This window comes from Desulfobacterium sp. N47 (assembly GCF_051233685.1).
Classification (GTDB): domain Bacteria; phylum Desulfobacterota; class Desulfobacteria; order Desulfobacterales; family RPRI01; genus RPRI01.
Genome location: NZ_JBAMMY010000089.1, coordinates 1 through 18,902, shown reverse-complemented (window position 1 = coordinate 18,902; position 18,902 = coordinate 1). Strand labels below are relative to the sequence as shown.

Sequence of the window (18,902 nt, the reverse complement as noted above, 5' to 3'; positions counted from 1 at the left end):
CTTTTTTCCATCGCATAACCAAGGCTCTGTGAATCTCATACTTGGATGACAACTCCGCTATCGTATCCTCTGACCTGATGGCTTCCAATGCAACCTTTGCTTTAAAATTCCCTGGATATTGCTTTCTCATTCTGTCTCCTTTATAATGGAGTCAATATCACAGAAAAAGCAGCTTAACCATCAGTTCAAATTTCGGGGTCCATTATACTTCACCATCTCGGATATGAAGTTGCTGTAATCCAGCTTATTCTACGCCATAAAAGCCCTCGAACAACAGAGCTGTATTTGATTTGAAAAGCCTTGGAACCGAAGGTGTGCGTGAGGTGCTTGAAAGCCTTCCTTCGCCTTCCGGCCAAAATGAAGTTATCTTATTTGACAAATTCTTTGATACAAGAAAAATTGAAGCTATAAAATGAAAAAGCCGTCTGTGGAGCCGTCAGCCCCATAAACAGCAATGGCAGAAATCAAGGTAGCTCTATAACTACTTTGAATATATTGACAAAATGGCGGGGACGACGAGACTTGAACTCGCGACTTCCGGCGTGACAGGCCGGCGCTCTAACCAATCTGAGCTACGCCCCCATTTTATAACAGCAATCAAAAAAAATTCACAAAAAGTCAATGCAACACTATTTGTTCATCGGAAAAGGGTTTTACCTTTTCCAGGCCGGATATTATAAGCTCCCGACCGGGTTGATGGATTATTCTTACGAATCCATCAAAATAAAAAAAATCTGGTAGGCGGAACAGGGATTGAACCTGTGACCCTCGGCTTGTAAGGCCGATGCTCTCCCAGCTGAGCTACCCGCCCATATTAAAATGGATATTGTTTAAGATTTATACTCAAAGCGAATGATGCTTTTAACAATATGAGTAAATATTGTCAAGTCAAAATTGATAAATATTTAAATCAAAGGCGCCGCTTGTTTCGCATACTGTTTTTCTAAAGGAATTACAAGAGGCATGTCATTTTTTCTAAATAATACGTCCCCTTCACCGAGAATCAGAGAGTGCGAGAGCACTTCATCCATGTGTTCGACCAGAACGATTTCTATCTCCTTAAGAACGCTCTGAGGTATTTCTTTTAGATCTTTTTCATTCTCTCCGGGAATAATTACTTTTTTTATTCTTCCTCTGTGAGCTGCAAGTAATTTTTCTTTTAACCCGCCTATAGGAAGAACACGCCCTCTTAATGTAATTTCACCGGTCATGGCAATGCTGCTGTAAACCGGCCTTTTAGTTAGAGCTGAAACAATGGATGTGCACATGGAAATACCGGCCGAAGGCCCATCTTTTGGAATAGCTCCCTCAGGAATATGTATATGCAAATCAATTTTTTTGTAAAAATCATCTTCTATCATAAGATTATCGGCACGTGAACGGACATAACTTATTGCAGCCTGGGCAGATTCTTTCATCACATCGCCAAGCTTTCCAGTAATGGTTACATCACCTTTTCCGGGTAAAACGAGTGTTTCAACACAAAGAAGTTCCCCGCCAAACTGTGTCCAGGCAAGACCTGTAACAAGTCCGATCTGATCTTTTTCTTCAGCCATTCCATACCTGAACTTATGCGATCCAAGATATTTGGAAATAGATGAAGCAGTAATGTTAAAGGAAGTTTTTCCCTTATCTTCCAATACTTCACGCGCTATTTTCCTGCAGATTGATGAAATTTCGCGTTCAAGATTTCTTACTCCGGCTTCTTTGGTATAGTGTTGAATGATTGTATAAATCGAATTTTTAGAAAAAGAAATATCCATACCATCAAGACCGTTTCTTTCGATTTGCTTTGTAAGCAGAAAATCTTTTGCTATACGGTATTTTTCCATTTCAGTATACCCGGGCAGGCGGATAATCTCCATCCTGTCCTGCAGCGGTAGAGGTATATCCGGAAGTGTGTTAGCAGTTGTAACAAATAGGATATCCGAAAGATCATAATCAAGATCAAGGTAATGATCACTAAAACTGTTATTCTGTTCGGGATCAAGAACTTCAAGTAACGCAGCAGATGGATCTCCTCTGAAATCCATGCTCATTTTATCAATTTCATCAAGGCAGAAAACCGGATTGTTTACTCCCGCTTTTTTAAGAGATTGAATGATCTTGCCTGGCATTGCACCTATGTATGTACGCCGATGCCCTCTTATTTCAGCTTCATCACGAACTCCGCCTAAAGACAGCCGGACAAAACTTCTGCCTGTTGCTCTTGCTATTGATTTGGCAAGAGAAGTTTTACCTACACCGGGAGGGCCGACGAAACAGAGGATAGGCCCTTTTATTTTCTTTACCAGTGTTTGCACAGCCAGATATTCAAGAATTCTCTCCTTTGGTTTTTCAAGACCAAAGTGATCTTCGTTCAAAATTTTTTCCGCATCTTTAATATCTGAATTAATCGCTGAACATTCTTGCCAGGGAAGGCTGATAATCCAGTCAATATAATTTCTGACAACGGTTGCTTCGGCAGACATCGGAGTCATCATCTTAAGTTTTTTAAATTCCTGCGCGGTTTTTTCTTCCGCTTCCTTTGACATCTTTTTTTCTTTGATGCGGTTTTCCAGATCTTTAAGATCATCGCCGAAGTCGTCTTCGGTTCCCATCTCTTTCTTTATTGCCCGTATCTGCTCGTTTAAATAATAGTTCTTCTGTGTCTTGTCCATATGTTCTTTGACACGGTGTTTTATCCGCTGATCGGTATTGTATATTTCAATTTCAGTATTGATCAGCTGAAGAAGATAGGTATATCGCTCATTAACGGCAAGTGTTTCAAGAAGACGCTGTTTATCCTCAATTTTAAAAGGGAAATGAGCAGTCACAGTATCGGCCATATGGGAAGGGTCAGTTATTTCGGTTAGCTTCTTTTCAAAATCCTTCGGTATATTTTTGGTAAGATTGGAATATATCTCAAAAGCTTCTATCAAAGCCCTGCACAGAGCGGCGCTTTCTGTTTTATCAACTCCAATTTCAACGACAGGCTCAAATTCGACTTTATAAAAACCTTCATCGTTTAAAAAAGAAACAATACGCCCTCTGGATTTTCCCTCAACCAATGCCTTCACGGTTCCGTCCGGAAGGCGAAGAAGCTGCAGAACTTTGCTGATTGTTCCGATAGAATTTATATCCTTTTCCTCGGGATCATCTTCTTTTGCAGTTTTTTGTGTTGCAAGAAAAACGCTCTTGTCTTTGTTCATGGCGTGTGTAAGAGCGTTGATGGATTTGGCTCTTCCTACAAACAGAGGAACAATCATATGAGGAAAAACAACAATATCTCTTAAAGGTAAAAGAGGTAGTTGAGTATTAACCGGGGGTGTTTCTTGTTCTTTATTAAATAATTTGGGTATATTAACCATAAGTTAGTTATCTACAATTCTTAATTTATAATGATAAAATAGTTTATAATATGTTTCCTGAAATCGTGCTGAAACAGATAGAACCGGACAAGAGCAAAGCTTATCATAAATCGCGCAGCCAAATACGAAACTTATTTTAAAGATGCAAGGCCATCTGTATAATTTAGGCCTGTTTTTTTGATTGCTCAAATAACAGGATGGGTTCTTCCTTGTTATTGATAACATCTTCACTGATTACACATTCCTTCACATTTTTGATTGAAGGAATTTCATACATGATATCAAGCAGGCAACTTTCAAGAACTGCGCGAAGTCCTCTTGCACCTGATTTGCGTTTCTGAGCTTCTTTTGCTATGGCGGATAAAGCGCTGTCGGTAAATCTTAAATTTATGCCTTCCATTTCAAAAAGTTTTTTAAACTGGTTTATTAGTGCATTTTTCGGCTCGGTTAAAATCCTTATCAGTGTTTCCTCACTTAATTCATCTAAAGAAGCAACAACAGGAAGACGGCCTAAAAATTCGGGAATCAATCCGAATTTAATCAGGTCTTCGGGCTGAACCAGCTTTAACAATTCACTTTTGCTCTTATTTTCTTTACCTGAGATTTTTGCACCGAAACCCATTGACTTTGATCCGAATCTTTTTTGGATTATCTGGTCAAGTCCATTAAAAGTACCGCCACATATAAAGAGAATATTCATTGTATCTACTTTTACAAAATCCTGCTGAGGATGTTTTCGTCCTCCTTTAGGAGGTACGCTGGCTGTAGTTCCTTCTATGATTTTCAGGAGTGCCTGCTGAACACCCTCACCCGAAACATCCCTTGTTATCGAAGGATTTTCAGATTTTGCGGCTATCTTGTCTATTTCATCTATATAGACAATTCCACGCTTGCATTTTTCAACATCATAATCTGCATTTTGTAATAAAGATAGAATTATATTTTCCACATCTTCGCCGACATAACCGGCCTCAGTAAGACTGGTTGCATCAGCAATAGTAAAAGGAACATTTAAGAATCTTGCCAGGGTTTGAGCCATCAGGGTTTTACCGGTACCGGTCGGACCAATCAGCAGTATGTTGCTTTTCTGTAATTCAACATTTCCGGCGCTTATATCGGAATTGAGTCTCTTATAATGATTGTATACAGCAACAGACAGGATCTTTTTTGCATAATCCTGCTCAATAACATAGTCATCCAGCATTTCTTTTATTTGTTTGGGTACTAAAAGAGTTTCCTGCTCAACAGTGGTCTTATCACTTTCTTCTTCAATGATTTCGCTGCAAAGCTGGATACATTCATTACATATATAAACAGCAGGCCCTGCGATCAGCTTTGTAACTTCTTTCTGATTTTTCCCACAGAATGAGCAAAATAGACTATCAATGCCGTTGCTCTTCTTTGTCATTTGACGCCTCCAGCTTTTTCAATATTATCAAGATCATTTCTGTTTGTTATCACATGATCTATAAGACCGTATTCTTCCGCTTCTTTGCCGGACATAAAATAATCTCTATCTGTGTCTACCTGTATTTGTTTTAAATCTTTCCCGGTATGAAAGGTAAGGATATCATTCAGAGTGTCTTTCATTCTTAGAATCTCTCTGGCCTGGATAGCAATATCGGATGCCTGGCCCTGAAATCCTCCCATGGGCTGATGAATTAATATGCGCGCATTAGGAAGAGCGTAACGCTTACCTTTAGCTCCGGCTGTCAGCAAAAGAGCGCCCATACTTGCAGCCTGGCCTATACATACAGTTGCTATATCAGACTTTATATATTGCATTGTGTCGTAAACAGCCAGACCGGAAGTTACTACTCCACCAGGAGAGTTGATGTAAAAATTTATATCTTTGTCAGGATCTTCAGATTCAAGAAAAAGTAGCTGGGCAATCAGAAGATTTGCAACTTCATCGTTCATTGCAGTTCCAAGAAATATAATCCTGTCTTTTAAAAGCCGTGAATATATGTCATACGCACGTTCTCCTCTGCTGCTCTGTTCTATAACCATAGGTATCAGTGGCAAATTATTTCTCCTTTTAACTTGATGTCGTTAAAATTCCGGTTATTAAGGATTATAAATTCAAAAAAACCTGTTTTTTATTTTCCTGTTTCCAGTACAGCTTCTACATTCTCAATGTTACTATTTTCCAATATAAGATTGATAGCGTTTTTTTCAAGTAATGTCTGTTTAAAATAATTGAGCCTGTCCATATTCTGACTGTAAAATTCTTTAATTTCTTCAAGAGGCTGTTGGAAATCTTCGGATATTTTTTTAAAACCTTCCTGCATCTCTTCATCTTTAAGGCTTAGCTTTTCCTGCTCTATTATTTTGTCTAAAATAAGATGGCGTTTTGCCTGTTTTTCTGCAACATCACGGTATTTTTCTGAAAGTGATTCCTTTGTAAGGCCAAGAGCTTCTAAAGATGTATTGTGATAAGCAAAAGATCTTTCGGCTTCAGCTATTATATTTTCCAGCTCATATCCTATCATTGTTTCAGGGACTTCAAACTGAGTTTTTGAAATAAGTTCTGTAAATATCTGCTCGTTTATTTCCTGTTCCACACGTTTTTCATATCCCTGTGTAAGATTCTCTTTTATTTTATCTTTAAGTTCCTCAAGTGTCTTGAATTCGCCGAAATTTTTTGCAAATTCATCGTTTATTTCAGGCAGAATTTCTTCTCTGATTTCATTAAGGGTAACATCAAAGACTATATTAATGTTTGCAAGCCTGGAATTAAAATAGTCTTCAGGAAAGTTAATGCTTATTTTTTTATTTTCACCCGGTTTCATACCAACAACCTGATCATCAAAATCTTTTGTAAAATGCCCCAAACCGATTTTCATCGTATAATTCTCTGTTTTTGCAGTTTCTTCAAATGGTTGACCGTCTTTGAGACCTTCATATGTAATAAGAGCGTAATCATTATTAGCTGCTGGCCGGATTTCTTCTATTGTTTTTTGTTGAGACAGATTTTTTTGAAGCAATTTAAGCTGTGCTTCAACTTCTTTTTCACCTATATTATATACATTTTTTTTCAGATTCAGGCCTTTAAATTCAATACCGGAAATCTCAGGCCTTATTTCTATAGTCGCTTCATATTTATATGGCGATTTTTCGTCAATCTCAACTGGTTCTATTTTTAGATCTCCTACAATTTTCAGGTTTTTTTCTCTGACGGCATCAATAAATGAATCCTTAAGAAGCTTATTGGATACATCCGCATGAACATCCTTTTTAAAATATCTTTCTAAAACAGAACGTGGTATTTTGCCTTGGCGGAAACCTTTTAATTTTGCGGTTTTCTTAAGAGTGTCATAGGCGTTATTAATTTCCTGCATAACCATATCATTTGGAACTTCAATGTGCAGAATTTTCTTTACAGTGCTGATGTCTTCAATAGTAACTTCCATATAATTCCTTTCTGATAAAAACAAGTGCGGGATTTTATCCCTGAATATTACAAGTTTATTTAAATATTATTTGGTGCGAAAGGGGAGATTTGAACTCCCATTCTGTTGCCAGAGCTGGATCCTAAGTCCAGTGCGTCTACCAATTTCGCCACTTTCGCAAATTGTTAAAAATTATCAGTATTGCAATTTCAGGCAAACAAGATTAGAGTGCCTGAATAATTAAAATAAGCGTATTTTTATACCGGTTTTATTCTAATAACTTTTACACTTAATATAAACTAAATATGAGTGTCAAGCGAAATTGCTTAAAGTCCTTGTTATGTCAATATATTGTAACCTATTAACTAAAAAGCTTTTTTGTATGGCCAACAATGGTTTTTTTGGTTTGTTTTTTTCCATTCGGATTATTAAAATATCTAAATTAAAGGATCAATTCCAGATCTTTGAAAAACATCAATATCTGGCCAATAGCTTATTTTATCATAATATTTATTAAACAGGCTTTTTTTAAAAATATCAGCTTGCAGTAAGAAATAAAGCGTGCTAATTGACGGCTCTATTATAATTTATTTCAACAGTCGGGGCGTGGCGCAGCCTGGTAGCGCACCTGCTTTGGGAGCAGGGAGTCGGAGGTTCAAATCCTCTCGCCCCGACCATTTCAAATATTTCAAGATTTCATTATTATATAATCACACGTTATCATTAATCATCACGTCAGGACTGACGGAAAAAGCAAAATGCCTCATAAGTGTAATGTGTAAAATGCTTATAATTCAGCGTACGCACAGGTATGCTATAATTACGAATAATAAAGCGCAATTTAAGCAGGGAAACCATATAGATTAGCAGGGTGTAATTATGGATAATCAGAAACCGCATTTTTATTTACTTTCGGCTCTGCTTGCCGGATCTTTTGTTCTTGTTTTATTTATTTTTCAGCCTTTTATTTACACTCTGATTTTTTCAGTCGTTTTTACAGTCGTTTTTCAACCTGTTCATAAATATGTATTAAAAGTTACAAAACAAAGAAGCGGGATCTCTGCTCTTATTTCCACGGTATTTGTTATAACTATTTTACTTGTCCCTATTATATTATTCGGAGTTCAAATACTTAACGAAGCTCAGCAACTATATATGTCTCTTGCAGCGGGCAGCACAAAGAAGATCGTGCATGAAACAATCTATAATCTGATTGAAAAGACCGGCAGGTTTTTTCCTGCCGTAAAAGAATTGAAATTTGATATCGATTTATATCTAAAAGAAGGGCTTGGTCTGCTGCTTAGTCATATTGGTGGTGTTTTTTCGAATGTCGCAAAATTAATGATAAATTCCTTCATATTTTTAACTTCACTATATTATCTATTTAAAGACGGCCATAAACTCAAAGAAACTTTTTTAAATTTAAGTCCTTTACCACGTAATGAGAACGAGTTGATTTCCAATAAACTTGAGGGAGCCATAAATTCGGTTATTAAGGGAAATCTTGTAATAGCCCTTATTCAGGGTGTGCTTTCAGCTGCAGGGTTTGCATTTTTTGGAATTCCGAATGCCATGTTTTGGGGTAGTGTAACTACAGTGTCTGCTCTTATTCCCGGTGTTGGTACATCGCTTGTTTTAATTCCTGCAATTATATTCCTTTTTTTAACGGGCAAAATTGCGCCGGGATTCGGCCTGCTCGTTTGGGGTGCAGGAGCCGTTGGAATTATTGATAATTTCTTAGGGCCGAAGCTTGTGGGACAAAGAATGCAGGTGCATCCTATGCTCATTCTGCTGTCTGTTCTTGGAGGTATTGTGTTCTTCGGACCTATAGGATTTCTCCTCGGTCCCCTTACGATGAGTCTTTTCTTTGCATTTTTTGAAATATATTCCGCTATCCGTTTAGATCAAACAGAAAACACCGATAATGTGTAATATCTGAATTAATCCGGTGAGAAGGATCAAGGATCAAGGATCAAGGGGATAGGTTAGAGATCGGAGTGAGGAGTATGAAATGAAATTAAAAGATAAAATAGCGATTATTACCGGCGGGGGCTCAGGCATAGGAAAAGCTATTGCAATAGCGATGGCAAAAGAAGGCGCAAATATCGTTATTACAGACCTTGTTGAAGAAAGGCTTACGGGCAACGGTGCGGGATATTAAAGCATACGGGCGAGACGTGCTTGCCTTAAAATCGGATGTATCCGTTATCGCAGATATACAAAGCATGGTTAATAAAACCATAGAAAAATTTTCAAAGATAGATATTCTTGTAAACAATGCCGGTGTTTATACACCGGCTCCATTTCTTGAAAAAGACGAAGCCGCCTTTGACCGGGTTGTGGCGGTAAATCAAAAGGGAGTTTTTTTCTGCACCCAGCTTGTGGCAAGAGAAATGGTTAAGAGAAAATATGGCAAGATTATCGGAATATGCTCATCCACAGCCAGAATAGGAGTACCGATGTATTCGGATTATGGGGGAACCAAAGGCGCTATGCTTGCTATGACCAGGGCTATGGCGGCTGAACTCAGTCCTTTCGGAATAAATGTGAATGCTATCGCATGTGGCTTAACTCCTGAAACCAGCACCTTCCGATCGACCAATTTTCCTCAAGAAGACCTTAAGTTTATGGTTAACATGACACCGATGCGCAGAACCGGCACAGTTGATGATTATACAGCATTTGCCGTGCTTCTGGCTTCGGATGAAGCTTCATTTATTACAGGCCAGACTATTTCAGTTGACGGCGGGGTAAGTATGCCATGATCAAATATTTTATTCAGGAATTATTAAAGACAGTTTTTTAAAAACTTCATATGAAATGCGCTTAAATTTTTGAGAAATTAAAAAGTTAGGCTGGGTGTAAAACCCGGCCCTACCGTAGGGTGGCATTTTATATGCCGCCAAGGATTCTGTAATGACGAAAGATGAAACTCAACGAAGCATTAGGATTTTTTACGAAGCCGTGAAAGGAGAAAACATATGGGTATCCAAAAAAAATTAAAACATTATGCGGAATGTGTCCCTGGGCTTGCGGAATAGTTGTTTCGGTTGAAAATGAAAAGGTCGTCAGGATAGAAGGAGACCCCGATCATCCCTGGAATCATGGCAAACTTTGTCCCAAAGCAGCAGGTATAATAGATTATGTATACTCTCCCGATCGCATCAAATATCCAATGAAGAAAGTTGACGGAGAATTTAAAAGAATTTCATGGGATGAAGCATTAGATATTATGGCTGCCGAGTTAAACAAAATAAAGGAGAACTATGGCGCAAAATCCTGGGCGGTATTGGAAGGTATGTCATTTGTATGCCATGGATTTACTTCAATGACCTTGCTCCAAAGATTTTGTGATGCTTACGGAAGCCCGAATTTCATAACTCCTGAAAGCATGTGCTACCTGTCACGTATTACAGCCAATATGCTGACTCTTGGTAAATTTCCTGCCGCTGACCCTGAAAACAGCAAATGCATTATATTATGGGGGCATAATCCTGCTGAATCCAATTTTATAACCGCCGAACAGATTATGAATGCCAGGAAGAATGGCGCAAAACTAATTGTGATTGATCCCCGCAAGACTTCTTTCGCAAAAAAGGCTGACATCCATGCTCAAATAAGACCCGGCACTGATTGTGCTTTATGTTAAATGTAATCATTTCAGATAATTTATATGATACGCAGTTTGTTGAAAAATGGACAACCGGTTTTGATGAATTAGCTGAGCATATAAAAGCTTATCCTCCCGAAAAAATCGAAAAAATAACTTTGGTTCCCGAAAAGATCATAAGAAGCATGGCACATCTTTTTGCAGCCAATAAACCGGCTTGTATTGTAGAAGGAATTAATACGCTACAGCAGGTTCCAACAGGATTTCAAAGCCAGAGAGCAATGCTGATTCTGCAATCAATTACTGCAAATATTGATATTGCCGGAGGCCTGCTTGCTGTAGATCTTGGCGGACCTGAGATTCCTTCTGTTGCAAATTGTGCATCGCTCAGATTATCAGATACTCCAAAGGAGCCGTCTATGGGACAGGAGCAATTTCCGATTCTGGTTCAGGGCGGATGGACGGCACAGGGAATGTTGTTGCCGGATATGATATTAACCGGTAAACCTTATCCAATCAAAGGTCTTGCAGTAGTAGGGTCGAACCCTCTTTTAACCTGGCCGAATACCAACAAGATGAGAAGCGCTTTGAAAAAACCGGCTCTTTTTACCGCTATCTCTATTCAGGAGATGTTCAATTATCAAGGCAACCCTGGCTTTTTATAAATAAACGCTGTGAAAGATTTATTAATGAAGACTCATCTTCACTGCAATTAGGTTTATAAGTAAAGGTTCGGCCATTATGTCCCAGCCCGGAGGCCGCGCTTATGTGATCTTTGACAGTAATTATGAGAAAAATATAAATATTTTTAAAGGAGACTTTTGTGAACATCCGCTTACTCCGGATCTTCCCGGAATGGATAAATGGAATGAAAGTATATGCCCTAAAGACTGGCGCATAGCTGTGAAAAAAGCTATCGATTCAGGCATGATACAGATAGATACCACCATAGAAGGACTTGGGCAGAAATTGGGACTGGATCCGGTCAGGCTTAAAGAAAGAGTTTTCAGCTACAACAAGATATGCGAAGCAGGAGTGGATAATGAATTCGGGAAAAAAGCGGAATTTTTGATACCTGTAAAAAATCCCCCGTTTTACGGAATAAAAGTCGGTTCAAATATAGGAGCCAGTCAATGTGGTCTGCGGGTTAATGAATATTTTCAGGTTTTGGATACAAATTGTTCTGTGATACCCGGTCTTTATGCAGCTTTTCATACGGCAGGAGGGGCTATAGGCGAAAATATGATGGGTGGATCGGTTCTTGCGGATTGTCATCTGGCCTATACATCAGGCTATGTTGCAGGCGAGACAGCCGCTGTAAACATTGAATAACCGCTTGTTAATACAGTTTTTATATAAACACCTGCAATATGCGTTTGCTGCTGTATCAAAAAAAAGTATTTTGATAACCTTATCAGTTTTATAATTAATAAGCATAATAGCATGTTAAACCTTAGATCAAATTTATTCCCACAAAGATTCAAATAACGCTTGATACTTTTTTTTCCTTGACGTAAATTATTAGCTGTTGTATTAAGAACGAACGCTTGTTCGCTTGTTGTAACGTACCAAGAAATCTTTGAAAAACGTATATTTTTCTTAAGCTCAAGAAAATAAAGAATAACCATGTCAGCAATTTTCTGCTGGTATGGGCATCTAAGCCGGTTTTTATATGGTAGACTTCGGTTATTTTGCATTTGGATAAGATATATTGTTGTATGATTGTGCTTTTAAGAAGATGCCCATTGCCTCTGCTTTCTAAAAATTGAATTAATATTAACAAAAGGAGGAGTAACAATTATGTATGAAAATTTGTGTAAGCCCATTAAAATTGGAAATCATTTAGTAAAAAACAGAATGAAATATGCTGCAACTGTTGATAATTTCTGCGATACTAAAAATGGTAATGTTATTGATCGTGAAATAGAATACCTCAGAGAAAGAGCTAAGGGTGGCTTTGGCATCGTGGTTTCTCAAGGTGGATATACCCATATTCTGGGTAAAGGCTATGTCGGCCAGATGGGCTTGGTAGAAGAAAGCCATCTTCCCGGACTCAAGAAACTGGCTGATGCAATTAATGCTGAAGGGGCTATGTCAATAGGGCAGATCATGCATACCGGAAGATACGGCCATGCCCATGAATACGGTATTCATGAAGCAATAGCCGGGGGTAAGACAGTCGGTCCCGAGCCTGTCGGACCAACAGCAATGTCAAGCCCGATAAAACGTTATTCTCCCTGCCGTGAGATGACTCCTGAAGAAATAGAAGAGCAGATTCAAGCTCATATCGTTGCTGCCAGAATGTTTAAACAAACCGGATGGAAAGGAGTTGAGGTATGCGCTATAGTTGGATACCTTATTGCAGATTTCCTGAGCAGATGGACAAATAAAAGAACAGATAAGTGGGGCGGATCACTTGAAAACAGGGCAAGGTTCCTCATTGAGATTTTAAAAGGAATCAGGAAGGAAGTTGGAGATGATTATCCGCTTGTAATGAGACTGAATTCCACCGACCTTATTGAAGGCGGAAATACTGACGAAGAATATATAGAAATAGCCAAAATGTGCGAAGCTGCCGTCAGGATAGACCTTTTCAGTATTACTGTAGGCTGGCATGAATCTCCGGGTGCAGCAATTACTGCTGAGAAAAGACCTGGCGACTGGCTGCATCTTGCAGATAATTGGAAAAAAGCCGGAATCAAAGCGCCTATTTGTATGGCTTATCGTATGAATCAACCCGATGTAGCTGAAAAAGCAGTTGCGGAAGGAAGAATAGATATTTGGGAAATGTGCCGTCCCGGTATTGCAGATCCTTATCTTCCCAAGAAAGTTTGCGAAGGACGTCCGGAAGATATTGTTACCTGTACTGCATGTAACCAGGGATGTTTTTACTACGTATTTATTGATGCCATCATGGGTTGTATGGTAAATCCAAGGGTAGGAAACGAATGGGATCCGGCATACGCTATAAATCCCGCTGCAAAGAAGAAAAAAGTACTTGTTGTCGGCGCTGGTCCTTCCGGTATGGAATGCGCCAGACTTGCTGCAGTCAGGGGACATGATGTAACAATAATGGAGAAAAGCGATTCTATTGGTGGAGAAGTGAAATTGGGTGTAAAATCGCCTTTGCTTTATGACTGGGCTGAAACAATTCGTTATTATAAAGCACAGATTGATAAACTTGGAATCAAGTTAAAACTTAATACCGAAGCTACCGCAGATTCCATTAAGGCTGAAGCTCCGGATGTTCTTGTAATTGCTACAGGCGGTAAACCTTCAAGGCCTAAAATAGAAGGAATAGACAACAAGATAGTTACAAATGTTTTTGATATTCTTGAAGGAAAAGTTAAATTGGGTGACAAAGTCGTATTTATAGGCGGCAATGAAATATCTATTCAAACTGCTGAGTATGTCGCAGAGCAAGGTAAAGAAGTTACTGTTCTGGAAAAAGGCAAGCACATTTGTTTTGATGTTAACATCTTCAACATTCTTCAACACAGAAGGCTTATGGCCAAACTCAATATGAAGAGTATGACCAATGTCACAATTAATGAAATTAACGACGACGGTGTGGAAATTTCTACAGCAGGCGGAAAAGACGTAACTATCGAAGCCGATAATGTAGTTGTAGCAGAAGGGATGGATGCAGACGATGCACTTGCAAAAGCCGTTGGTACCAAAATAGCTCCGGAAGTTTACTCCATAGGAGATTGTGCAGGAGTAAGAAAACTTTATGAAGCAATTCATGACGGCTATAAAATGGGTGTCAAGATTTAAGGATAAAACTGCTTAAGGAAGCTGTTTTTGATCCTGTGATTTAGGCTTAAACAGCTTCTTTAGTCAATTGTGACTAATAATATCTCCTTTCCGATAACCAGTAGATAAATATCGGGAAGGAGAGTTCTATTTTATAATGAGGAGGATTGAAATGAGCCTTAAAAATGTATTCAGTTCAATAAATATAGCTGGTGTTGAGATACCAAACAGGGTTCGCATGTCGCCGATGGCGCTTGGTTATGCGGAAGACGGGCGGTCAACAAAACGTTTTGCCCGCTTTTTTGAAGAAAGAGCCCAGGGCGGTGTCGGCCTTATAGATTGGGCATTATGGCCTTACAGGACTGAACATGGTTATTTCCCATGGACCTTTGATGATAAATTTATCCCGGGCCTTGCGATGGTAGTTGATGCAGTTCACAAGCACGGCACCAAAATAGTCGGACAGTTCGGAACAGGTTATGGCTGGGCTTTTGGAGACGGCCCCGTAGAAATTATAGGACCTTCGGGAGTAAATCTTCTTGGTCGGCCCAGCACACCATTTAGGGTCGGAACCCCGACAAACGCAAAAAGACTTCTGGAAAGGCCCTTGTCTGTAAAAGAAATTGAAATAATTGTTAAAACTTACGGCCAATGCGCAAAGAGACTGAGAACGGCAGGTTTTGACGGTGTCGAGCTTATGCTTGGCGCAGGTTATACTCTTGCCCGTTTTATTTCAACCGAGACAAACAAGAGAACTGATGAATATGGCGGCGATCTTGACGGCAGAATGAGAATCATTCGTGAAATTGTTGAAAGCATAAAGAATGAAGCAGGCAGTGATTTCCCTATCTTTTCAAAAATTTCAGGAGCCCAGTTTACAAAAAACGGCTATACGTTGGAAGAATGTGCAACCGAGATCGTTCCCAGGCTTGAAACAATGGGCATTTGCGCAGTAGATGTTGTTGTAGGCTGGCATGAAGCTCCGGTTGGAATGCTCAGCAATTCGGTAACACCAGGGCAGTATTTGTATCTTGGCGAAACAGTAAAAAAGAATGTTAAGATTCCTGTAATCTGCGGAGACAGAACAAATGATTTAAGAGATGCCGAAAAAGCAATAAGCGAAGGCAAAATAGATATTATGACTCTTGGCCGTCAGTTGCTTTCCGATCCTGAAACATGCAATAAAGCAAAAGAAGGCCGTTTTGAAGATATCCGTCCGTGTATGTGTTGCGCATGGTGCCTTGAAACTGTTGATACTCCATGCATTTGCAGTGTAAATCCCAGACTCGGTATCGAATATATTTGCAGCGCAGAACCGCCCAAAGCCCAAAAGGCTAAAAAGATTCTTATAGTCGGAGGCGGGCCTGGTGGCATGGAAGCAGCTCTTGTTGCCAAACAAAGAGGCCATGATGTCACTTTGATGGAAAAACAGGATAAAGTCGGCGGTATGCTTGCAGCAGCAGCTATTGCACCTCATAAACAAGATACACAGTATCTTGTTGATTATTACCGGACACAAATTGCAAAAAGTGGTATAAAACTTATAACAGGCAAAACAGCCACTTTAAGTGACGTATTCCAGATTAATCCGGATGAGGTAATTGTCGCAACAGGCACAAAACCTTTTATACCAAAAGTTCCGGGCATGGCGAGAGCGAATGTAATGCTTGGCGTAGATGTGCTTATGGGTAAAAGAGAAGTCGGAGATATGACGGTTATTATCGGCGGTGGTATGGTAGGATGTGAAGTTGCTGAATTTCTTCTTCAAAAAGGCAAGAAAATGATTATGCTGGAAATGCTGCCCCGTGTTGCCAATGATGTCCCCCGCGCATTGAGATTTGATTTGATGATGCGATTGAAAAAAGCAAAGCTTCAAATGGAAACCGATCTAATGGTTACCAGAATTACTGAATATGGAGTATGGGGAGAACGGAAAACCTTTCAATATGGTCCTAATGAAGCATTTTTTGAAGGCGATACAATAGTGGTTGCTGCAGGGTACAAATCTGAAAAAACCCTTGCAAAAGAGCTTGAAGGAAAGGTGTCTGTACATAGAATAGGTGACTCCAATAATCCTGGAAGAGTAAAAGATGCAATAATGGACGGTTTTATGTTAGGCCGTAAGATATAGCTAAAAAACAAATAGTTGGGCTCATAAACCGCAACAGCAAAAGCTGATTCTGCAAGTTTGCTTGCAGAATCAGCTAACGAATCTAAAACAATCAAAAGTCAGGACCTTTTAACAACATTTGATTTTTCTCAAATCCGAGAATAGTTATAAGAATTTATCAAAATTCTCATAAACACTGAAACAGAGAAATTAATCGGATAATATACTGTATTATATAAAGGTCTCAAGTCGTTACGGTAGAAGATTTCTCGCTGTTTGCAGCAGGGAGCTTCAATTATCATCCGCTAATACCGAAAAATTTTATTTTAAAATAAAGTATTGCTTGATTTTTATTAAAAGTCCTGCTTTGAGCAAGATTGCAAGAAGGATTTTTCTTTGCAAAAAGTAAAAATTTATAAGGAATTTTCCTTCAGATATGTTTTGTTAATTTCAGGTTTCTTATAATATAAGAAGTCTGTGATTAACCTTTAAGGATTTTGTTGTTAAATAAAATCCTGTGAACTTCCATTTGATGTTAAAGAGATTTATATTGAGGAGGTAATGTTAAAATGTCCCATAAGCATAATATTATTGTTTGCCAGGGAACAGGTTGTATTTCGGGAGGATCTGAAGCAATTTTATCTGCACTGCAGGATGAAGTCAAAAATAACAATTTAGAAGATACTGTTTTAGTGAAACAGACCGGTTGTCACGGATTTTGTCAGAGAGGCCCTCTTGTTGTTATTGAACCGGAGGAGCTTTTTTATTCCCACGTAACTCCTGAGGATATCCCTGAGATTGCTCAATCGCTTAAGGATGGCGGAAAACCGGTTGAGCGCCTTTTTTACCGGGATACTGTTACCGATCAAATGTTACCCCATTATAATGACATTCCTTTTTATAACAAACAACAGCGGACACTGCTTAAAAATTGCGGTCACATAGACCCGGAAAATATCGATGATTATATTGCCGCAGGAGGTTACGAGGCATTGAAAAAAGTTCTTTCCGGTATGACCCGGGAGCAGGTTATTGATGAAGTAAAACGCTCCGGACTTCGGGGCTTAGGCGGCGCAGGCTTTCCGGCAGGTCGTAAATGGGAAGCATGCTACAAAGCAGAAGGTGATGTTAAATATGTCATTTGTAATGCAGACGAAGGCGATCCCGGTGCATTTCAGGACCGCTCGGTTATTGAAGGAACTCCGCACTCACTTCTTGAGGGAATGGTGATTGCCGGATATGCGATTGGCGCTAAAGTTGGTTATATCTATGTACGCGCTGAATATCCTCTTGCTGTAAAACGTTTGAGAACTGCTATTTCAAAAGCAAAGAAAAACAAATACCTCGGCAAAAAGATATTGGGAACTGATTTTACTTTCAATATTGAAGTTTTTCAGGGAGCGGGTGCTTTTGTATGCGGAGAATCTACGGCTTTGGTGCTTTCTATAGAAGGAAAACGCGGAATGCCTAAAGCATCTCCCCGTCCCCGTACCACTGAAGTTGGCCTATGGGACAAACCTACTTTGCTGAATAACGTTAAAACACTGGCTTATATCCCTCAGATTATAGCTAATGGAGCCGATTGGTTTGCCGGTATAGGAACTGAAAAGAGCAAAGGTACTGTAATACTCGCACTTACGGGCAAGGTGGTAAACAACGGTTTGATTGAAGTGCCTATGGGAATTACGCTAAGGGAAATTATATTCGGAATCGGTGGGGGAATACCCGATGGCAAAAAATTTAAGGCGGTTCAGACCGGCGGCCCTTCCGGCGGTTGTCTTCCCGAACATCTTCTGGATCTTCCGGTTGATTTTGATTCACTGAACGATGCAGGCTCTATAATGGGTTCCGGCGGTATCGTTGTTATGGATGAAGAAACATGCATGGTTGATGTGGCAAGATACTTTCTTGATTTCACACAAAGAGAGTCATGCGGGCAGTGCATACCTTGCAGACTTGGCACAAAGCAGATGTTTGACATATTAGATGACATCACCAAAGGCAAAGGCCAGCCGGAAGACATCGACATGCTTTTGGAAATTGGTGAAGCGGTTGCAAAAACATCACTTTGCGCTTTAGGAAAAACCGCTCCGAACCCGGTGCTTACAACTCTTCGTTTTTTCAGACATGAGTATGAAGCTCACATAAATGAAAAGCGGTGTCCATCCGGTGTTTGTCATATGCCTGAATCATGATTTGATTTTATATAAAACTTTAAAAAAGCGCTTCTGGTCGTTGAAACCCGAGGCGCTTTTTTATTATAAAACACTATGTAATGTATATAGCAATTGTCATAAATCTGTTCCGATTGGGTATGGGTATGTATGCTATCCGCAGGAATAAAATCTGCCCTTCGCCAACGGTGGCAAATTCGCTTACATGTAATCCTAACAGCCCCGAAACAATTTACTCTCACGAAGCCCTTTATCGTATCCGCCTGTAAAAACTATATTATAAAATTTGGGGGCGTCATCGAAGCCCTTTAGTAAATTTTCTGCGGTTAGCATACATACCCATACCCAAATACAACTGAGCAATCGGAATATTATAGTGGACCCCATGTCAAGACTGATTTTCATAAAAATTAAGCTACCAAAGGTCTCTGATATTTTCTCCGGGTTTAAGTTCTTTTTTCTTACAAAGTCCTTTTCAAAAGGTCCGCTATTGCCGGATAAATGAAAAAT

The 18,902-nt window shown here is 39.3% G+C and carries 15 protein-coding genes and 4 tRNA genes; 11 read left to right on the top strand and 8 right to left on the bottom strand.

Going from position 1 to position 18,902, the window contains the following annotated elements; translation table 11 throughout:
• Window positions 1-290: 290 nt before the first annotated feature.
• Complete coding sequence (locus tag VXK47_RS05845) at window positions 291-416, top strand: hypothetical protein (protein ID WP_435547833.1); 126 nt, start codon at window positions 291-293, stop codon at window positions 414-416.
• 88 nt (window positions 417-504) lie between these two features.
• On the opposite strand, the gene VXK47_RS05840 is transcribed toward VXK47_RS05845, so the two are convergent.
• The 7 genes from VXK47_RS05840 to VXK47_RS05810 form a co-directional block, all read right to left on the bottom strand.
• Window positions 505-582: transfer RNA gene (locus VXK47_RS05840), tRNA-Asp, on the bottom strand.
• A gap of 153 nt (window positions 583-735) precedes the next feature.
• Window positions 736-811 (bottom strand) — tRNA-Val (locus tag VXK47_RS05835).
• A 94-nt stretch (window positions 812-905) separates the two neighbouring features.
• Window positions 906-3,350: an endopeptidase La gene (gene lon, locus VXK47_RS05830; protein ID WP_435547832.1), complete on the bottom strand. Its 2,445-nt coding sequence runs from the start codon at window positions 3,348-3,350 to the stop codon at window positions 906-908.
• A gap of 163 nt (window positions 3,351-3,513) precedes the next feature.
• Window positions 3,514-4,758 carry an ATP-dependent Clp protease ATP-binding subunit ClpX gene (gene clpX, locus VXK47_RS05825; RefSeq protein WP_435547831.1) on the bottom strand — a complete coding sequence of 415 codons (1,245 nt, stop codon included), beginning with the start codon at window positions 4,756-4,758 and terminating at the stop codon, window positions 3,514-3,516.
• Entirely contained in the window at window positions 4,755-5,375 is a 621-nt protein-coding gene (gene clpP, locus VXK47_RS05820; protein WP_435547830.1) for an ATP-dependent Clp protease proteolytic subunit, read from the bottom strand. Before clpP ends, clpX begins: the two co-directional genes overlap by 4 nt.
• Window positions 5,376-5,449: 74 nt before the next feature.
• Complete coding sequence (gene tig, locus VXK47_RS05815; protein ID WP_435547829.1) at window positions 5,450-6,763, bottom strand: trigger factor; 1,314 nt, start codon at window positions 6,761-6,763, stop codon at window positions 5,450-5,452.
• 71 nt (window positions 6,764-6,834) lie between these two features.
• A tRNA-Leu gene (locus VXK47_RS05810) sits at window positions 6,835-6,921 on the bottom strand.
• A 421-nt stretch (window positions 6,922-7,342) separates the two neighbouring features.
• On the opposite strand from VXK47_RS05810, the gene VXK47_RS05805 reads away from it, so the two are divergent.
• The 10 genes from VXK47_RS05805 (at window position 7,343) to VXK47_RS05760 (ending at window position 18,413) form a co-directional block, all read left to right on the top strand.
• Window positions 7,343-7,419: transfer RNA gene (locus VXK47_RS05805), tRNA-Pro, on the top strand.
• Between the two features lie 202 nt (window positions 7,420-7,621).
• Window positions 7,622-8,674, top strand: a complete 1,053-nt coding sequence (locus VXK47_RS05800; protein WP_435547828.1) for an AI-2E family transporter — start codon at window positions 7,622-7,624, stop codon at window positions 8,672-8,674.
• A 79-nt stretch (window positions 8,675-8,753) separates the two neighbouring features.
• Entirely contained in the window at window positions 8,754-8,903 is a 150-nt protein-coding gene (locus VXK47_RS05795) for an SDR family NAD(P)-dependent oxidoreductase (protein ID WP_435547827.1), read from the top strand.
• On the top strand, window positions 8,890-9,507 hold the full coding sequence (locus VXK47_RS05790) for an SDR family NAD(P)-dependent oxidoreductase (protein ID WP_435547826.1): 618 nt from the start codon (window positions 8,890-8,892) through the stop codon (window positions 9,505-9,507). Before VXK47_RS05795 ends, VXK47_RS05790 begins: the two co-directional genes overlap by 14 nt.
• 233 nt (window positions 9,508-9,740) lie before the next feature.
• Window positions 9,741-10,391 (top strand): molybdopterin-containing oxidoreductase family protein, encoded by a 651-nt coding sequence (locus tag VXK47_RS05785; RefSeq protein ID WP_435547834.1) that lies wholly within the window; start codon window positions 9,741-9,743, stop codon window positions 10,389-10,391.
• On the top strand, window positions 10,385-11,017 hold the full coding sequence (locus tag VXK47_RS05780; RefSeq protein WP_435547825.1) for a hypothetical protein: 633 nt from the start codon (window positions 10,385-10,387) through the stop codon (window positions 11,015-11,017). The genes VXK47_RS05785 and VXK47_RS05780 overlap by 7 nt, the downstream gene beginning before the upstream one ends.
• A 76-nt stretch (window positions 11,018-11,093) precedes the next feature.
• A complete protein-coding gene (locus VXK47_RS05775; RefSeq protein ID WP_435547824.1) occupies window positions 11,094-11,684 on the top strand; it encodes an FAD-binding protein in 591 nt (196 codons plus the stop codon).
• 432 nt (window positions 11,685-12,116) lie between these two features.
• Window positions 12,117-14,129, top strand: a complete 2,013-nt coding sequence (locus VXK47_RS05770; RefSeq protein WP_125250248.1) for a 2-naphthoyl-CoA reductase — start codon at window positions 12,117-12,119, stop codon at window positions 14,127-14,129.
• 133 nt (window positions 14,130-14,262) lie between these two features.
• Window positions 14,263-16,239, top strand: coding sequence for a dihydro-2-naphthoyl-CoA reductase (locus tag VXK47_RS05765; RefSeq protein WP_125168731.1), 1,977 nt, complete (start codon window positions 14,263-14,265; stop codon window positions 16,237-16,239).
• Between the two features lie 548 nt (window positions 16,240-16,787).
• Window positions 16,788-18,413 carry a NuoF family protein gene (locus tag VXK47_RS05760; RefSeq protein ID WP_435547823.1) on the top strand — a complete coding sequence of 542 codons (1,626 nt, stop codon included), beginning with the start codon at window positions 16,788-16,790 and terminating at the stop codon, window positions 18,411-18,413.
• A 192-nt stretch (window positions 18,414-18,605) separates the two neighbouring features.
• Here VXK47_RS05760 and VXK47_RS05755 read toward each other — a convergent pair.
• A partial coding sequence (locus VXK47_RS05755; RefSeq protein ID WP_435547822.1) for a hypothetical protein occupies window positions 18,606-18,902 on the bottom strand: 297 nt, incomplete at its 5' end.